The sequence below is a fragment of the Streptomyces sp. NPDC104226 genome, assembly GCF_055584085.1.
Genome location: NZ_JBVJMS010000014.1, coordinates 1 through 15,361 on the forward strand (window position 1 = coordinate 1; position 15,361 = coordinate 15,361).

The 15,361-nt window shown below is 71.6% G+C and carries 12 protein-coding genes and 1 pseudogene; 7 read left to right on the top strand and 6 right to left on the bottom strand.

Going from position 1 to position 15,361, the window contains the following annotated elements:
- The 4 genes and pseudogenes from ACZ60J_RS34500 to exaC all read left to right on the top strand — a co-directional run.
- Positions 1-254, top strand: a pseudogene (locus tag ACZ60J_RS34500) (DEAD/DEAH box helicase); the annotation flags it as partial.
- Positions 255-259: 5 nt separating this feature from the next.
- Positions 260-1,612: an SWIM zinc finger family protein gene (locus tag ACZ60J_RS34505; protein ID WP_469688090.1), complete on the top strand. Its 1,353-nt coding sequence runs from the start codon at positions 260-262 to the stop codon at positions 1,610-1,612.
- 158 nt (positions 1,613-1,770) lie between these two features.
- Positions 1,771-3,150, top strand: coding sequence for a helix-turn-helix domain-containing protein (locus ACZ60J_RS34510; protein WP_469688092.1), 1,380 nt, complete (start codon positions 1,771-1,773; stop codon positions 3,148-3,150).
- Between the two features lie 56 nt (positions 3,151-3,206).
- Positions 3,207-4,730, top strand: a complete 1,524-nt coding sequence (gene exaC / locus ACZ60J_RS34515) for an acetaldehyde dehydrogenase ExaC (protein ID WP_469688094.1) — start codon at positions 3,207-3,209, stop codon at positions 4,728-4,730.
- A 75-nt stretch (positions 4,731-4,805) separates the two neighbouring features.
- Here the strand turns inward: exaC and ACZ60J_RS34520 are convergent, their stop codons facing one another.
- From ACZ60J_RS34520 to ACZ60J_RS34530, 3 genes are all read right to left on the bottom strand, one after another.
- Complete coding sequence (locus ACZ60J_RS34520; protein ID WP_469688096.1) at positions 4,806-5,180, bottom strand: excalibur calcium-binding domain-containing protein; 375 nt, start codon at positions 5,178-5,180, stop codon at positions 4,806-4,808.
- A 4-nt stretch (positions 5,181-5,184) separates the two neighbouring features.
- Positions 5,185-6,771, bottom strand: coding sequence for a prepilin-type N-terminal cleavage/methylation domain-containing protein (locus tag ACZ60J_RS34525; protein WP_469688098.1), 1,587 nt, complete (start codon positions 6,769-6,771; stop codon positions 5,185-5,187).
- 95 nt (positions 6,772-6,866) lie between these two features.
- Positions 6,867-7,502, bottom strand: a complete 636-nt coding sequence (locus ACZ60J_RS34530; RefSeq protein WP_469688099.1) for a hypothetical protein — start codon at positions 7,500-7,502, stop codon at positions 6,867-6,869.
- A gap of 381 nt (positions 7,503-7,883) precedes the next feature.
- Between ACZ60J_RS34530 and ACZ60J_RS34535 the strand changes: the two genes are divergently transcribed.
- Positions 7,884-9,032: a type 2 periplasmic-binding domain-containing protein gene (locus tag ACZ60J_RS34535; RefSeq protein ID WP_469688101.1), complete on the top strand. Its 1,149-nt coding sequence runs from the start codon at positions 7,884-7,886 to the stop codon at positions 9,030-9,032.
- 147 nt (positions 9,033-9,179) lie between these two features.
- On the top strand, positions 9,180-11,126 hold the full coding sequence (locus ACZ60J_RS34540) for an FG-GAP-like repeat-containing protein (protein WP_469688102.1): 1,947 nt from the start codon (positions 9,180-9,182) through the stop codon (positions 11,124-11,126).
- A 103-nt stretch (positions 11,127-11,229) separates the two neighbouring features.
- Here the strand turns inward: ACZ60J_RS34540 and ACZ60J_RS34545 are convergent, their stop codons facing one another.
- The 3 genes from ACZ60J_RS34545 to ACZ60J_RS34555 all read right to left on the bottom strand — a co-directional run bounded on the left by ACZ60J_RS34545 (position 11,230) and on the right by ACZ60J_RS34555 (position 13,180).
- Complete coding sequence (locus ACZ60J_RS34545; protein WP_469688104.1) at positions 11,230-11,796, bottom strand: PadR family transcriptional regulator; 567 nt, start codon at positions 11,794-11,796, stop codon at positions 11,230-11,232.
- Complete coding sequence (locus ACZ60J_RS34550; RefSeq protein WP_469688106.1) at positions 11,783-12,652, bottom strand: prepilin peptidase; 870 nt, start codon at positions 12,650-12,652, stop codon at positions 11,783-11,785. The genes ACZ60J_RS34545 and ACZ60J_RS34550 overlap by 14 nt, the downstream gene beginning before the upstream one ends.
- Before the next feature lie 147 nt (positions 12,653-12,799).
- Positions 12,800-13,180: a type II secretion system protein gene (locus tag ACZ60J_RS34555; RefSeq protein WP_469688107.1), complete on the bottom strand. Its 381-nt coding sequence runs from the start codon at positions 13,178-13,180 to the stop codon at positions 12,800-12,802.
- Positions 13,181-13,456: 276 nt separating this feature from the next.
- Between ACZ60J_RS34555 and ACZ60J_RS34560 the strand changes: the two genes are divergently transcribed.
- Positions 13,457-15,244, top strand: coding sequence for a GspE/PulE family protein (locus ACZ60J_RS34560; RefSeq protein WP_469688109.1), 1,788 nt, complete (start codon positions 13,457-13,459; stop codon positions 15,242-15,244).
- Positions 15,245-15,361: the final 117 nt, after the last annotated feature.

A 15,361-nucleotide genomic window follows, 5' to 3' on the forward strand; every position in this document is an offset into this window, starting at 1 on the left:
ACGACCGCTGGTGGAACCCCGCCGTCGAGGAACAGGCCACCGACCGCGCCTACCGCATCGGCCAGACCCAGCCCGTCCAGGTCCACCGCATCATCACCGAAGGCACCGTCGAGGACCGGATCGCCGAACTCCTCGAACGCAAAAGGGCCCTGGCCGACGCCGTCCTTGCGGGAGGCGAGGCCGCGCTGACCGAACTGAGCGATGCGGAGCTGGCCGAACTGGTCGCGCTCCGCCCGACCGCCTCCGGGGAGTGACACGGATGAACGCGAAGGACCCGTACGCGAAGGACCGGTACGCGAAGGACCCGTACGAGAAGACCTTCCCGCCCCTGCCTCCCGCCCCGGGCCGCGCCTTCGCCGGCACCTGGTGGGGCCACGCCTGGCTGCGCGCCCTGGAGGACAGCGCACTCGACGGCCGGCAGGTCAAGCAGGGTCGGCGGTACGCGCGTTCGGGCGCCGTCGGGGCCGTGTCCGTACGGCCGGGCGGGCTGACGGCCGTGGTGCGCGATCCGGACGGGACGGCGCACCGGACGGACGTGCTGGTGCAGGAGTTCACGGAAGCGCAATGGGACCGGCTGCTCGGCATGGCGGCCGCCGAGTCCGGCCACATCGCGGCGCTGCTCGACCGGGAGGTGCCGCCGGAGCTCGTGGAGGACGCGGCGGCGGCCGGGGTGGAGCTGCTGCCCGGGATCGGCGACCTCGACCCGCGCTGCGACTGCGAGGAGTGGGACCACTGCCCGCACACGGCGGCGCTCTGCTACCAGGTGGCGCGGCTGCTGGACCAGGACCCCTTCGTGCTGTTGCTGCTGCGCGGGCGGGCGGAGGCCGGTCTGGTGGCCGAGCTGGAGGAGCGCAGCACGGCGGAGGCGGAGACGGGATCCCCGGATTCCGCGGGCGGGGCCGACGACTCGGGTGTCCCCGGAGTCCTCGCCTCCGAGGCGTACGCCGCTGCGTCCGCCCTGCCCCCGCTGCCCCCGCCCGCGGCGCTGCCGGAGGCGCCGGGCCAGCCTCCGACGCTGGACACGGAGTCGGGGACGCAGCCGCCGGGCCTGGACGTGGACGGGGTGGAGTTCCTGGCGCAGGCGGCCGCGACGGAGGCCTACCGGCTGCTCGCGGAAGCACTCGCTCCGGCCCACGCGGAGCGCGCCCCGCAGCCCGGTCCCACGCCCGGGCACGACGCCGTACGGCTCACGGCACAGGCCCACGACCTTCGGGTCCGCTCCCGCCTGTCGGCGGCTTCCGACAGGGACCGGGCCGCCATGGACCGGGCCGTACTCGCCTGGGGCTTCGGCGGGGCACAGGCCGTCGAGGTGCTGGAGGAGGACTGGACTCCGGACCGGGCGTCGCTCGCCCGGGCCCGGGCCGCCCTCGCGTGGGCCTGGCCCGACGGGGCGGACGGGGTGGACGCGGACGCCGGCGCCCCCGCCCCGGTGCTCCGCCGGATCCGGTCCCGCTGGACGGAGCCGGGCGGTGACCGCCAGCTCCGGCTGGGCCGCGAGGGCCGCTGGTGGCCGTACCGCCGGGTCGCGGACCAGTGGCTCCCGGCGGGCCCGCCGTCCACGGACCCGGCGGCGGCGCTGGCCGCGCTGGACCCGGAGGACCCGGAGGCCTAGGGGGACCAGGAGGACCCGGCGCCGGGGAGGAGGCCCGGGGCGCACCGGCGGGGACCGGCCGACCCGGTCCCCGCACTGGCCGACGTACCGCTTGCCGGGGCGTCGGGCCGGTACGACGATGGGGCGCTCCGGGTACCAAGGCACCGCGAGAGGGCGACATGGACGATCCTTCGGTGGCTCTGCCGGGCGGGGCCGACCCCGTCGAGCGGACGCGGGAACTGCGGCGGGCGCACGCCGCGTTCACCCAGGACGGGCGGCTCGAGGCCCCGGTGCGGGCGGTCATCGCGAGGTCCTGGCACCGCTGCGCCCGGGCCCGGGTCAGCCCGGAGTGCACGCCCCGGGTGGAGCTGGCCGGGGCGGAACTGCGGTCGTACCGGGAGCAGCACCCCCTGGCCAGGGTGCTCCCGCTGTTCCGGGACCTGGTGGGCGCCTTCGCCTCGGACGGGGCCCATCTGCTGGCGGTGTGCGATGCGCGGGGCAGCCTGCTCTGGGTGGAGGGCGAACCCGCCACGATGCGGCGCGCGGAGGGCCTCGGCTTCGTGCCGGGCGCCCATTGGGCGGAGACGGCGATGGGCACCAACGCCCCCGGCACGGCGGTGGCGGTCGGGGAGCCGGTCCAGGTCTTCGGCGCCGAGCACTTCAGCCGCCGGGTGCACCCGTGGACCTGTGCGGCGGCTCCGGTCCGCGATCCGCGCACCGGAAGGCTGCTCGGCGCCGTCGACGTCACCGGGGGCGACTGGCTGGCCCATCCGCACTCCCTCGCCTTCGTGCGGGCGGTGGCGTGCGCGGCGGAGGCCCGGCTCGCGCTGCTCGATCCGGCGCCGCTGCCCTCCGGCGGCTTCCTCGCCGCGCTCGGCCGCGACGAGGCGCTGCTGACCGGCCCGGGCGGCCGTGAGGTCCGGCTCGGGCGGCGGCACAGCGAGATCATGGCGCTGCTCGCGCACCACCCGGAGGGCTTGTCGGGGGAGGAACTGGCGATCGCCCTGTACGAGGACGAGTCGGTGTCACCGGTCACCCTGCGCGCCGAAATGTCGCGGCTGCGCGGTCTGTTGGGGCCCCGTACCCTGCTCTCCCGCCCCTACCGCACGGCCGCACCGCTGGAGGCCGACTTCACCGCCGTCACCCGCCACCTGGCCTCCGGCGCCGTATCGGCGGCGCTGGCCCGCTGCCCGGGGCCGCTGCTGCCCGCGTCCACGGCGCCCGGAATCGTCCGGCTCCGGCGCCGCATCGAGGAGCAGGCCCGGGCCGCCGTGATCGCGCGGGCCGACCCGGGGCTGCTGACCGACTGGGTGTCCAGCCCGTGGGGCGCGGAGGACGCCGACGTCTGGCGGGCCCTGGCCGCCGTACTCCCGGCTGCGGGCCGGACGGCCGCACTGGCCCGCGTACGGGCCATCGACGCGGAACTCGGCGTACCCCCGCAGGACGTGCCGGGCGAGCGGCGGGGCCGCGCCGCGCCGGAACGGACGGCCACCGCACCGCCGTCCGCGGCCCGTACCCCGCGCGGCCGTGCAACGTACCGGCAACCTGCCCGCCCCTAGCCTCACGGCGAGCACCGGCCGACGGCGGCCGGCGCCCGGCAAGGGGAGGTCCTTCCATGGCCCGTTACGCTGCGCCCGGTACCGAAGGCGCGCTCATGTCGTACGCGTCGCGCTACGGCCACTTCATCGGCGGCGAGTACGTCGAGCCGGCCCGCGGGCGGTACTTCGCCAACCCCTCCCCCGTGACCGGTGAGACGTTCACCGAGGTCGCGCGCGGTACGGCCGAGGACGTCGAGCGCGCCCTGGACGCGGCGCACGCCGCGGCGCCCGCGTGGGGGCGTACCTCGATCACCGAGCGGTCCACGATCCTCCTGCGCATCGCCGACCGGATGGAGCAGAACCTGGAAGCGCTCGCGGTCGCGGAGACCTGGGAGAACGGCAAGCCGATCCGCGAGACCCTGGCCGCCGACCTGCCGCTCGCCGTCGACCAGTTCCGCTACTTCGCGGGCGCGCTGCGCGCCCAGGAGGGGACCCTCAGCCAGATCGACGAGGACACGGTGGCCTATCACTTCCACGAGCCGCTGGGGGTGGTCGCCCAGATCATCCCGTGGAACTTCCCCATCCTGATGGCGGTGTGGAAGCTGGCGCCGGCCCTGGCCGCGGGCAACACGGTGGTGCTGAAACCGGCCGAGCAGACCCCGGTGTCGGTGCACTACCTGATGAGCCTGATCGCGGACCTGCTGCCGCCGGGCGTGGTGAACATCGTCAACGGCTTCGGCGAGGAGGCCGGCAAACCGCTCGCGTCCAGCCCGCGCGTCGCGAAGGTGGCCTTCACCGGGGAGACGTCCACCGGGCGGCTGATCCTGCAGTACGCGGCGGAGCACCTCAAGCCGGTCACCCTGGAGTTGGGCGGGAAGAGCCCCAACCTCTTCTTCGACGACATCTGGACCGCCGACGACGACCTGCGGGACAAGGCCCTCGAAGGGTTCACGATGTTCGCCCTCAACCAGGGCGAGGTGTGCACCAGCCCGTCGCGCGCCCTGATCGAGCGCGGCCGCTACGGGGACTTCCTCGACGCGGCCGTGGCCCGCACCGAACGGATCGTGCCGGGGCATCCGTTGGACACCGACACGATGATCGGCGCGCAGGCCTCGGCGGAGCAGCTGAAGAAGGTCCTGTCGTATGTGGAGATCGGCCAGCAGGAGGGCGCGAAGATCCTGACCGGCGGCGGGCGCATCGACCACGGCGGCGAACTGGCGGGCGGCTTCTACGTCCAGCCGACCATCTTCGAGGGCGACAACCGCATGCGGATCTTCCAGGAGGAGATCTTCGGCCCGGTCGTGTCGGTGACCTCGTTCCAGGACTTCGACGACGCGCTGCGCATCGCGAACGACACGGCGTACGGCCTGGGCGCCGGCGTCTGGACCCGCGACATCAACACGGCCTACCGCGCGGGCCGCGCGATCCAGGCGGGCCGCGTCTGGACGAACTGCTACCACGCCTACCCGGCGCACGCGGCCTTCGGCGGCTACAAGCAGTCGGGCATCGGCCGGGAGACCCACAAGATGATGCTGGAGCACTACCAGCAGACGAAGAACCTGCTGGTCAGCTACTCCCCCAAGAAGCTCGGCTTCTTCTAGACGGCTGAGCCCGGTGCCCGACCTGTACGGACGACAGGTCGGGCACCGGGCTGCGCGTGGCTGCTTCCGCTGCTGCTACGGCTGCAAGGGATCTTCCGGCGCGCTGATGGGCGCACCGTCCAGATCGGTCGCGTAGTCGCGGTGGACGGGCTTCTTGTCCTTCGGCCCGGGGAGGTCCGGGCATGCGATGCCGTCGCCGTCCCGGTCCAGTTCGTTGGGGTCGAGGGCGTCTGCGCGCAGCACCGCCTGGGCGTCGGCCTGGCTCGCGAACGCGTCGCAGTCGGCCACGTGCCCCTTCTTGACGTACGGGGCCACGTCGAACGTGTGCTGCATGGTGTCCCCGCCCGCGCACGCGGTGAGCGTGAGCGCCGCGATCACGCCGACCGCCGCGGCCGCGAGGCCGGCACGGCGACCCGGTCGCCGGCCCATGGTGTATGACTGCTCCGGCACGGCCCTATGCTCCCTGTCCGTCCCGGAACACCGAGACCTGGGCCGCCTCCGGGTTGACGGCGTACAGCTTCCCCGTGGTGTTGTTCACGGCCATCGAGCCGAACTGGCCGCTCGTGCCGAGCGGAGCCTGCTGGAGCAGTGTGGTGCCGTCGGTCACTCCGAGACCGCCCGGTGACAGGATTCGGCCCTTGTCGTCCTTGGTGAGGAGTTGCGCGACGAAGACCTTGTTGACGTTCTTCAGCACGGTGAGCTTGTGCGCCGGGTTCGTGGCGACACCCGAATTGGCGCAGGCCGGTGCCAGCCCCTTGAACGTCGCGCCTTCGATCCGGGTGATGCGGCCTCCGGAGGTTCCGCAGCCCGGTGTCTTCGGGCCGCCCGTGGAGAAGACGTAGACGGACGCGGCCGCCGGGTTGTAGACCACCGCAATGTGCCCGGGATTCGCCTCGGTCCCCGACAGCGGCATCTCGTCGAGCGCTGTGTAGCTGCCGTCGCCGGGGTTGACGACGACCGTCGAGGCGACCGTCTTCACACCGGTGTTGCTCGTGGGAGACTCGACGCACTTGCTGGCGAGCAGGTAGACGAGGCCACGGGTCGGATCGACGGCGGTCACACCGCGAACGGAGCCGAGCATGAAGTGCCCGGTGACACTGGTGCTGCCGCAGCCCATCTTCGTCGGGAGTTCCGCGGCGATGCGCGCCTGGTGGGTCTGCGTGGAGACGGCGAAGAGGCCGAGCCCGGAGCCTGAGGCGGCATTGGTGACCTGCTTCGCGAAGTACACCTCGTGGCGCGCGGCGTCGAAGGAGAAGTCCATACCGCTGACCGCGGCCGCGATCCCCGCGGCGGGCAGCGGGATCATCGTCGCAGCGGTGCCGCCGGCCGCGATGTAGCCGACCTTCGAGGCGCTCACCGAACCGCCGCCCACATAGACGTCGCCGTTGTCGGGAGAGACGCCCAGAGCGCTCACGGTCGCGGGGAAGTCGACGCGGGTCACCTGGTTGCCCTTGGTCGTGTCGATGATCGCGACGCCGTTGACGCCCCCGACGTAGACCTGTCCCGTGCCGGAGTTGACCGCGATCCGGGTCGGCGACGGTGCGGCGGCGGACACGTCGATCGGCGCGCCGATCGGCTTGTCGGTCTTGCCGTCGATCACGGTCACGACGCCCGTGGGGTCGTTGGACACGACGTACACGCGGTCGGCCTTCTCGTCGACCGCGAGGTCGACCGGGTTCCCGCCCACCTTGACCTGGTCACCCGTGCGCTCCATCGGCGAGTTCTCGTACACCACGTACGAAGACTGCGGGCCCTGACCGCACTTGTTCTCCTGGCCGACCGCCACCGTGTTGTAGACCGGTTCGCCGGTGATCAGCTTGGCGTCCTTGAGTTCGTCGATCGTCGCGTAGCGCCCGTTCTTGGCGCAGTAGGCCTCCTCCGCCGTGCGCAGGGTGGCCGCGTCCGCGGCGACCGCGCTCCCGCGACCCTTGTCCCCGATGCCCCTGACGGAGAACACCACGATGGCCGCGAGAACGCCGAGGATCACGATGACCACGAGCAACTCGATGAGCGTGAAGCCGTCCTGGCGTCTGGTGCGCAAGGGGAACAGGCGAGGGTCCGGTGTCATGGGAGTGGGGCTTTCCTTCAATCGATGGGTCTCGTCCGGCCCGGGCACGCGCGCGGGCCGCTGCCGCGTCACGGAGTTCCCCGTCGCACGGGCTTGACGTCCTTGGGTTCCGGCAGGTCCGGGCACGCGATGCCCTTCTTCCCGCCGTCGAGGCGGTTCGGGTCGGTCGGTGCGAAACGCAAGACGGCCTGCGCGTCCGCCTGGCTGGCGAAGTCCGCGCAGTCGTAGGCGTCGTTGCCGTAGCGCAGGAAGTAGCGGGCCTCGAAGGCCCGGTCCGGCTGCGGGCAGAGCGCGCTGCGGAAGTCACCCGGAGTGCACGTGAACTTCTGCGCGCTCTGGGGGACGGCTTCGGTGTCGCGCGGTTCAGACAGTCCGCGGCAGGCGACACCGCCGCCGTCGTCCAGTTGGTTCGGGTCGGTGGGATCGGCCCGCAACACGGCCTGGGCGTCGGCCTGGTTGGCGAAGTTGATGCAGTCGAAGGCGTCGCCGTGCGTGGCGAACTCCTTGGCGTCGAACGTCTTGCCGTTCGGGCAGAGGACGGTGCGCGGGGTGCCCGGTGTGCACCACTCGCGCTCGGGCCTCTGCGCCTGGGCTCCGCTCTCCGATCCGCCGCGTACGAACATCACCACGCCCAGTACCGCTGCGGCCACCGCGAGGACCAGGACGCCCCGCTTGATCGCGCGCGAGCGCGTGAGCCTGCTCAACACTGCCATTCCATGCCTCTGCCCATCGTGCCGCTCGTTTCTTTCCCGCGTCCTGCAGCAGTCCGAGGACACACGCGCCCACCAGGCCAGTTGCAGTTTTGATACGTGCATTACATCCACAGCACGCGCGGTTGTCAACGATTGACTACTGAGGCTCCGCATGAGCACCATCTAGGCGCGTGCGGCACGTTCATGCCGGAAACCTCGCAGATGCCCATGCGATTCCGGCATTTGCCTGATGCCACCCGTACGGCACCCGTCCGGCCGGCCGCCGCCCAGCAGATCAATGAGGAGTAGCACATGCAAATGCGATTCAGTCGCGCCCGAAACGGTCAGAGCGCTTCCAGAACCGGGATGCACCGGGTCCGGAGGGCGTTCGCGGTGGGTGCGCTCGCGACGGCCCTGATCACCGCCACGGCCCCGGCGGCGTCCGCGACGACCGACGCGGAGGTCGGTGTCGCAAACAACATGTACCCCGCCCTGAAGGACATGAAGGGCTACATCGCGACACTCAAGTCGTTCACCCCGTTCACGGCGAACGGCGCGTCGCAGGTCGGCGGCTTCTGGAACAAGCCCGCGATCGACACCTCCACGATGCGCGGCATCACCTCGGGAAGCCTGCGCCAGCAGCTGAAGAGCGCCGGTCCCTACACCACCTGCAACCCCGCCGCGTCGAACAACTGCGTCAACGGACCGCTGCACATCGACGCGTTCCTCTCTGCGGACGCAACCAACGTGGACGCGGTCATCCCGACGGCGGACGGCGGCACGTGCACGGCGAGCGGTAGCGTCGAGTGCAACGGCGACATCGACAGCAAGCACCTCGTCGCCGTCGGACGCCTGGCGCTCTACAGCTGCAGCGGCAGCTGGGCGGGCTCGACCAAGGGCGACGACCCGTCCAACGCCGGCAGCCCGCCGCTGGCATTCGGGTCGGATGTCAACGGCAGCGGCAACGGCAAGGCCCAGTCGCCCCGTTGTGACGCCACTCCGCTCTCCGGCGCTCCCACGACGATCCCGCAGGTGCTGACCTGGCTCAGCGCCGCGAGCACGAACCGCATCGCGGTCGCCGACCCGGCTTCCGCGCCGTTCGGCGCGGCGTCCAAGCAGGCGCTGGTGCAGGCGGGATTCACCTGGACCGACAGCGGTCCGGGCCAGAACGTGTTCCGGGGAAGCGCGTGCGACAGCGCGGGCACGGCGTGCAAGGTGCGTCTGGAATCGGGCATCAGCCAGGTGCGCGGCGCAGTGACGGCGAACGCCGGCGGAAACACCCAGCTGGGCCTCGTCGCGAAGTCGAACGTCATGAACGTGAGCTGGACGTCGAGCTCGCTGAACGGCACCACGACCAATGACCCCAACACGTGGACCGAGGTCAACCCGAGCGCGTACTCCGGCTACGGAGACATCGAGCAGTACGGCGTGGCACTGACCGGTGGAAACGCCGGCGCGGCGGCCGTCTGGACCGACCTGTTCAACAACGACTGGGACTTCGACTCCACCATCCAGGGGACCCTCGCCGCCTACGGCTACTAGCCGATCCGCAACACAGGGCAACGGACCGTCGGCCGGGCGCGAAAGGCGCCCGCCGGCGGTCCCGGCCCGGCGGCATCCGTCGGCGGCACCCCTGTCCACCGACGGCACGCATCTCCCTTCAGCAGACCCTTAGGAGGGTCCTCCCCCATGCACAGATCCACACGTCGGCGGCTTCGGGTTCCGACGCTCGTCTTCGCGATGGCGACCGCGGTGATGGCCACCGCCGCCCCGGCCTCGGCGGCCGGCGCCAACACGACCGGCTTCGGCACCGCGGCGAACCTCGACGACACCGGCCGCGGCAGCTCCGCCGTCGCGATCGGCGATCTCGACAACGACGGGAAGCCGGACCTCGTGACGGCGATCCGCTCCGAGGGCCTCGGGGTGTTCCTCGGTTCGGGCGGCGGCGCCTTCGGCGCCGTGACCAAGTACGCGGCGCCGCTGACCTCGACGAGCGTCTTCCTCGGCTCGGTGGAGATCCGCGACCTCGACGGCGACGGCCACAAGGACGTCATCAGCCAGGACGCGCGCGGCAACGTCGCCCTGGTCTGGCTCGGCGACGGCTCGGGCGCGCTCGGCGCCGGAGCGGCGGTGCAGCTCAACCCGACGCCCGGATGCGACACCACGGGCGACAACCCGTGCGTCGTGCGCTTCCCGACCGGCGTCACCGTGGGCGACTTCGACGAGGACGGCAAGCAGGACCTCGCCACGTCCAACTCGAACACGAACAACGCCGCGGTCGTGCTCGGCAACGGCGACGGTACGTTCGCCACCGCGGCGCAGTTCGGACTGAACGGCGGCACCGGCCCGCAGTCCATCGCCACCGCCGACCTGAACGGCGACGGCCACCTGGACCTCGTCACGGCGAACCTCACGACCGGCACCCTCTCCGTCCTGCTGGGCGACGGGAACGGCGGCTTCGGCACGGCGTCGAACGTCTCCGCCGGCACGACGCTGCCGTCGAAGGTCAAGCTCGCCGACGTCAACGAGGACGGCAAGCAGGACATCGTCGTCGTGGCACCCGGCACCCCGGGCCGCCTCGCCGTCCAGCTCGGCGACGGCACGGGCGGCTTCGCCGCCGCGAGCGTCCTGTCGGCTGGCGCGAACCTCAGCTCCGCTTCGGTGGCCGACCTGAACGGCGACGGACACGTCGACCTGGTCGCCTCCAGCGCCGGCTCGCACGAGGTCGTGGTGCTCGAGGGCGACGGTGCGGGTGCGTTCGGCAGCCCGCTGGCCTTCGGGCTGAACGGCGGCAGCAACCCGCAGGCCACGGCGGTCGCCGACCTCGACGGCGACGGGCGCCCTGATGTCGCCACGGCCAACAGCAACGGCTCGGCGACCTTCGTCAAGGACGCCTCCGTGCTGCTCAACGCGACGAACCGGACGCCGACGGCCGCGAACGACTCGTACAACCACGTCGGGGCCGACACCCCGCTCGTGGTCGGCGCTCCCGGCGTCCTCGGCAACGACACGGACCCCGACGGCAACACGCTGACGGCCGCTCTCGTGACCGGGCCGGCGCACGGCACCCTCACGCTCAACGCCGACGGTTCGTTCAGCTACCAGCCCGAGAGCGCCTACGTCGGAAGCGACAGCTTCACCTACAAGGCGACCGACGGCACCGTCGACTCGAACAACGCGACCGTGACCCTCAACGTAGCGGCCGGCTGCAACGGTCTCGCCGCCACGATCACCGGCAACGGGATCGTCAACGGCACGGGCGCCTCGGACGTGATCGTGACCGGCAACGGGAACGACGCGGTCACCGGCAACGGCGGCAACGACACCATCTGCACGTTCGGCGGCAACGACGCCGTGGCGGCCGGCAGCGGCAACGACTACGTCGACGCCGGTGACGGCAACGACGCCGTCAGCGGCGGCAGCGGCAACGACGTCGTCAAGGGCGGGGCCGGCGACGACGCGCTCTCCGGTGGCTCCGGCAACGACACCGTGGTCGGCGGCGCCGGCAGCGACACCCTCTCCGGCGGCAGCGACACGGACGTCTGCGCCGGTGACGCCAACGGCGGCGCGGCCCTCCCGGGCACGGACTCGATCGTGTCCGGCGGCTCCTGCGAGACGGTCGTCGAGGTGCCGTAGGCAGCTCTGACCCGAAAGACGTACAGGACGGGCCCGGTGATCGCGATGATGCGATCACCGGGCCCGTCCCGCTTGCGCGTGCGCATCGTGGGGGCCGTTGACGTCACCCGGTCGTGACCGCCGCCTGCACCGAGTCGACGTCGCCGTCGACGTCGACGGCGTCGAGAAAGCGGCGTGCGGCGCGGACGTGCTCCAGGCGCCAGGCGTAGATCGCACGGGGAAGGTAGTCACCCACGTGCTCCTTGGCGCGCAGGGACTCCTCGATCTCGTCGATGACGACCCGTTGGCGCTCGACCAGCTGAGAGGGGCTGGCGGCGCGGCGCTGGAGCAGCAGGAGCTTGCACGTGAGCTCGGCGCGGACGTCGAACAGCTGGGCCACGGGTTCACCGAGCCACCGGCTGACCGCGGCCTTCGCGGAGCGGGTGGCGGCGTAGATCATGCGCTGCGGTCCGCGGTTGCCCTCCTCGGAACCGACCGGCGTGATCAGTCCGCGCTCGACCAGCCGCGTGATCGACCGGTAGACCATGGGGCGCGAGATGTACCAGAACTCGCCGATTTCCGCGCCCTCGGCGGTGAGGGACGCGATGGCGAAGCCGTGGCTGGGGCGTTCGGCCATGATCGCGAGCACGATCCACTCGGCCAGCGGCAGATCAAGATCAGGTTCCTTCATGGTGACCAGCGTAGGGATTGCCGCTGGTATTTGCGATGCCGACCGCATGTCCCGTGAGCGGCGTACTCATCGCGTACGGGTCACTCGCGCTCTCGTACCAGTGGATGACGGGGGCGCCCACGAGGAGGGCCGCGATGGCTCCGGCGGCGAGGAACACGCCGAAGGGGAGGCGGGTGTGGCGGGTCGCGCGCCCGGCCGCCATGAGTCCGATGGCCAGCAGCAGGCCGGCGGCGCTGCCGGCCAGCAGCGCGAAGACGAAGTAGGACGGGCCGAGCCAGCCCAGCCCGGTGCCGAGCAGGCCCGCCAGGCGCACGTCGCCGAAGCCGAGCCAGGCCGGCCGTATCCAGTGCAGGGCGAAGAAGAGGGCGAACGCGCCCACTGCGCATGCCGCGGTCACGCCGAGCCTCTGCCACTGGCCGGTGGCCGCGGTGGCGGCGAGCAGACAGGCGGCGGTGAGCCCGAGCGTGGGGTAGACCAGCCGCCGCGGGAGCAGGAAGAGTTCGGCATCGCAGGCGGCCAGGGCCAGCAGTCCGGCGGTGAAGACGAGTGCGGCCGGGAGCGTTTCCGACCAGCCGAAGCGCAGGGCCTCGGCGGCGAACAGGAGCGCGGTGAGCGCTTCCATGAGCGGGTAGCGCGCGGGGATCGGAACCCGGCAGGCGCGGCAGCGCCGGCCCAGCAGGAGCCATGACACGACGGGGATGTTGTCCCGGGGCGCGATCGGCGTGGCGCACTGCGGGCAGGCGGAGCGGGGCCGTACGACCGAAAGGCCTGCCGGAACCCGCGAGACGGCGACGTTGAGGAACGAGCCGACTGCGAGGCCCAACAGGCCGATGATCACGACGAATATGGCTGACATGGCGGACATGGTGCCGTATCCGGCATATGAGCCGCTACCAGCACTTTCCACCCTCTCAAGGGGTGTTTCAGGCGGGAAGGGAGCCAACAGGAGGCACCGGGCCGGCCGGCGGTGGAGCCGCCGGCCGGCCCGGCGGGCGCCTCCGGGTCAGGCGGCGGGGCAGGTCGTGACGCCGTTCTTCGGGATGACCTTGAACGTCTTCTTGTCCGTCGGCAGTTCGACTTCGTGCCAGGCGGACACGGTCGAGAGGAAGCCGTCCTTCTTCAGGTCGTCCACGCTCGCGTAGTAGCCGCGGTTGCCGGTGAGGAAGTACGCCTCCTCCGCGGTCTCGATCGTGGCCTTGTCCGTCTTGCAGGCCGTCCCCTGACCCTTGTCGTTGATGCCGCTGACGGAGAACACGACGATGGCGGACAGGATGCCGAGGATCACGATGACCACGAGGAGCTCGATCAGTGTGAAGCCGGCCTCCGTCGTCTCGCTCTGCGCACGCATCCGGCGGCGCAACTTGCCTTGCAGGTATGTGGACATCGTTCTCCATCTACGGCGACCGGTTCAGCAGAACCGGGCACTAGTAACAGCCTGATTAATCAGCAGCAGACTACTGAGCGAGCCGGAGCCCCACAAGAGGAGCCATCCAGGTAAAACCGCTGATTGCGGTGGCAGATGACAGGCTGATGGCGTGCTGTAGCATGCATCCGAGTAATCAGCGGCTGACAGTTCTATGGAACGCGCTCCGGGCGAATGAGCGACCTCGGGGGGCGAGTGACCGGCCGCTGTCCTGGATGCACGAAAGGGGTGGGTTCCGTGGCGAACCGCCGGCTCTTCCGGGGCCGCTCGGCCCCAACAGACCCCGCGGACGAGGTCGGTACCCTGCCCGACGGAGCGGGGGACCCGGCGCCCTCGCCGGCCCCGCGGCAGCAAGGCCCCCGCATCGGGGAACTGCTCGTGCAGCGCGGCCTGCTCACCCCGGCGCAGGTGGAGGAAGCCCTCCTGCAGCAGGCGGCGTCGGGCAAGCGGCTCGGCGCCCTGCTGGTGGAACTCGGCATGGTCGACGAGCGCTCCCTGATCGAGGCGCTGGCGGTGCAACTCGGCGTCCCGGTCGCCGACCTGCGCCAGAGCGAACCGGATCCCGAGGCGGCCGCCCGGGTGCCGGAGGCGCTGGCCCGCTCACTGGGCGTCGTCGCGGTGCGGCGGACCGAGGGCACGCTGCTGGTCGCCGCGGGCGACCCCGCCGACCCGCGCGTGCTCGACGAGGTCGGGCGGGCCGTCGCGCCGGACCAGGTCCGGCTGGCGATCGCGGCTCCCGCGGACATCCGGCGCTCGATCGACAGCGCCTACCGGGCGCTGTCCGGGGTCAGCAGCCTGGTCGAGGCCTTCAAGGCGACCGAGACCGGCCGCGAAGCCACCTCCGGTTCCCGGGTGGTGAGCGAGGACGCGCCGGTCGTCCACCTGGTCAACCTCATGCTGACCCAGGGCCTGCGCGACCGGGCCTCGGACATCCACATCGAACCGCACGGCGACCGGGTCCGGGTCCGGTACCGCATCGACGGCGCGCTGCACGACGTCTTGAGCCTGCCGGAGAACATGGGCCCGTCCGTGGTCAGCCGGATCAAGATCATGGCCAACATGAACATCGTCGACCGGCGGCGCCCGCTCGACGGTCAGATCGCCACCGAGATCGACGGCAGGTCGGTCGACATCCGGGTCGCGACCACCCCCACCATCTGGGGCGAGAAGGCGGTACTGCGGCTGCTCGACAGCAACCGCACCCTGTTGCGGCTGGCCGAACTCGGCATGCCCGCGGCGACCTACGAACGGTTCTCCTCCCTGCTGCGCTCCCCGTACGGCATGGTCGCCTGCGGCGGACCGACGGGCAGCGGCAAGACGACCACCCTGTACGCCACGCTCGGTGAGCTGAACCAGAGCGAGCGCAACATCACCACCATCGAGGATCCGGTGGAGTACGTGGTCCCGTCGGTCAACCAGATCCAGATCAACGATCAGGCGGGCGTCTCCTTCGCGACCGGACTGCGCTCGATCCTCCGGCAGGACCCCGACGTGATCCTGGTCGGCGAGATCCGGGACGCCGAGACGGCACGGATCGCGGTCGAGTCCGCGCTCACCGGCCACTTCGTGCTGTCGTCCATCCACGCAGCGGACGCCTGCTCCGCCCTGCACCGGTTCGTGGACATGGGCATCGAGCCGTTCCTGCTCACCTCCACGGTCGCCGGGGTGGTGAGCCAGCGCCTGGTGCGCCGGATCTGCGACCAGTGCCGCGAGCCCTACCAGCCGGGCGTCGACGAACTGGCCTTCTTCGCCCAGGCCGGCGGATCGCCCGACACCGGGTTCTGGCAGGGCCGGGGCTGCAACTTCTGCTCCCGGACCGGCTACCAGGAGCGGATCGGCGTCTTCGAGCTCCTCGTGATGAGCGACACGATCAAGCGGCTGCTCGTCGAGAAGGCCCCGGTCAACAGCCTGCGCAAGGCCGCCCGCGAGGAGCACATGGACAGCCTCCTGGACGGCGGCGTCCGTCTGGTGGAGGAGGGCGTCACGACCATCGCCGAGATCATGTCCAGCGTGTACGTGGCCTAGGGGGGCCGGCGGCCCCGGCGCCCGGCCCGCCGGACGCCGGGCACCGACCCGAAGCGCACCCACCCGAAACGCACCGCACCGCACCGCCGCGGACGACGCGAACCCCTGAACACCGCA

Coding starts and splice junctions, on each gene's coding strand:
- ACZ60J_RS34510 (WP_469688092.1), top strand. CDS start 1,771: ATGGACGATCCTTCGGTGGCTCTGCCGGGCGGGGCCGACCCCGTCGAG.
- ACZ60J_RS34550 (WP_469688106.1), bottom strand. CDS start 12,652: ATGTCAGCCATATTCGTCGTGATCATCGGCCTGTTGGGCCTCGCAGTC.
- ACZ60J_RS34545 (WP_469688104.1), bottom strand. CDS start 11,796: ATGAAGGAACCTGATCTTGATCTGCCGCTGGCCGAGTGGATCGTGCTC.
- exaC (WP_469688094.1), top strand. CDS start 3,207: ATGGCCCGTTACGCTGCGCCCGGTACCGAAGGCGCGCTCATGTCGTAC.
- ACZ60J_RS34540 (WP_469688102.1), top strand. CDS start 9,180: ATGCACAGATCCACACGTCGGCGGCTTCGGGTTCCGACGCTCGTCTTC.
- ACZ60J_RS34505 (WP_469688090.1), top strand. CDS start 260: ATGAACGCGAAGGACCCGTACGCGAAGGACCGGTACGCGAAGGACCCG.
- ACZ60J_RS34555 (WP_469688107.1), bottom strand. CDS start 13,180: ATGTCCACATACCTGCAAGGCAAGTTGCGCCGCCGGATGCGTGCGCAG.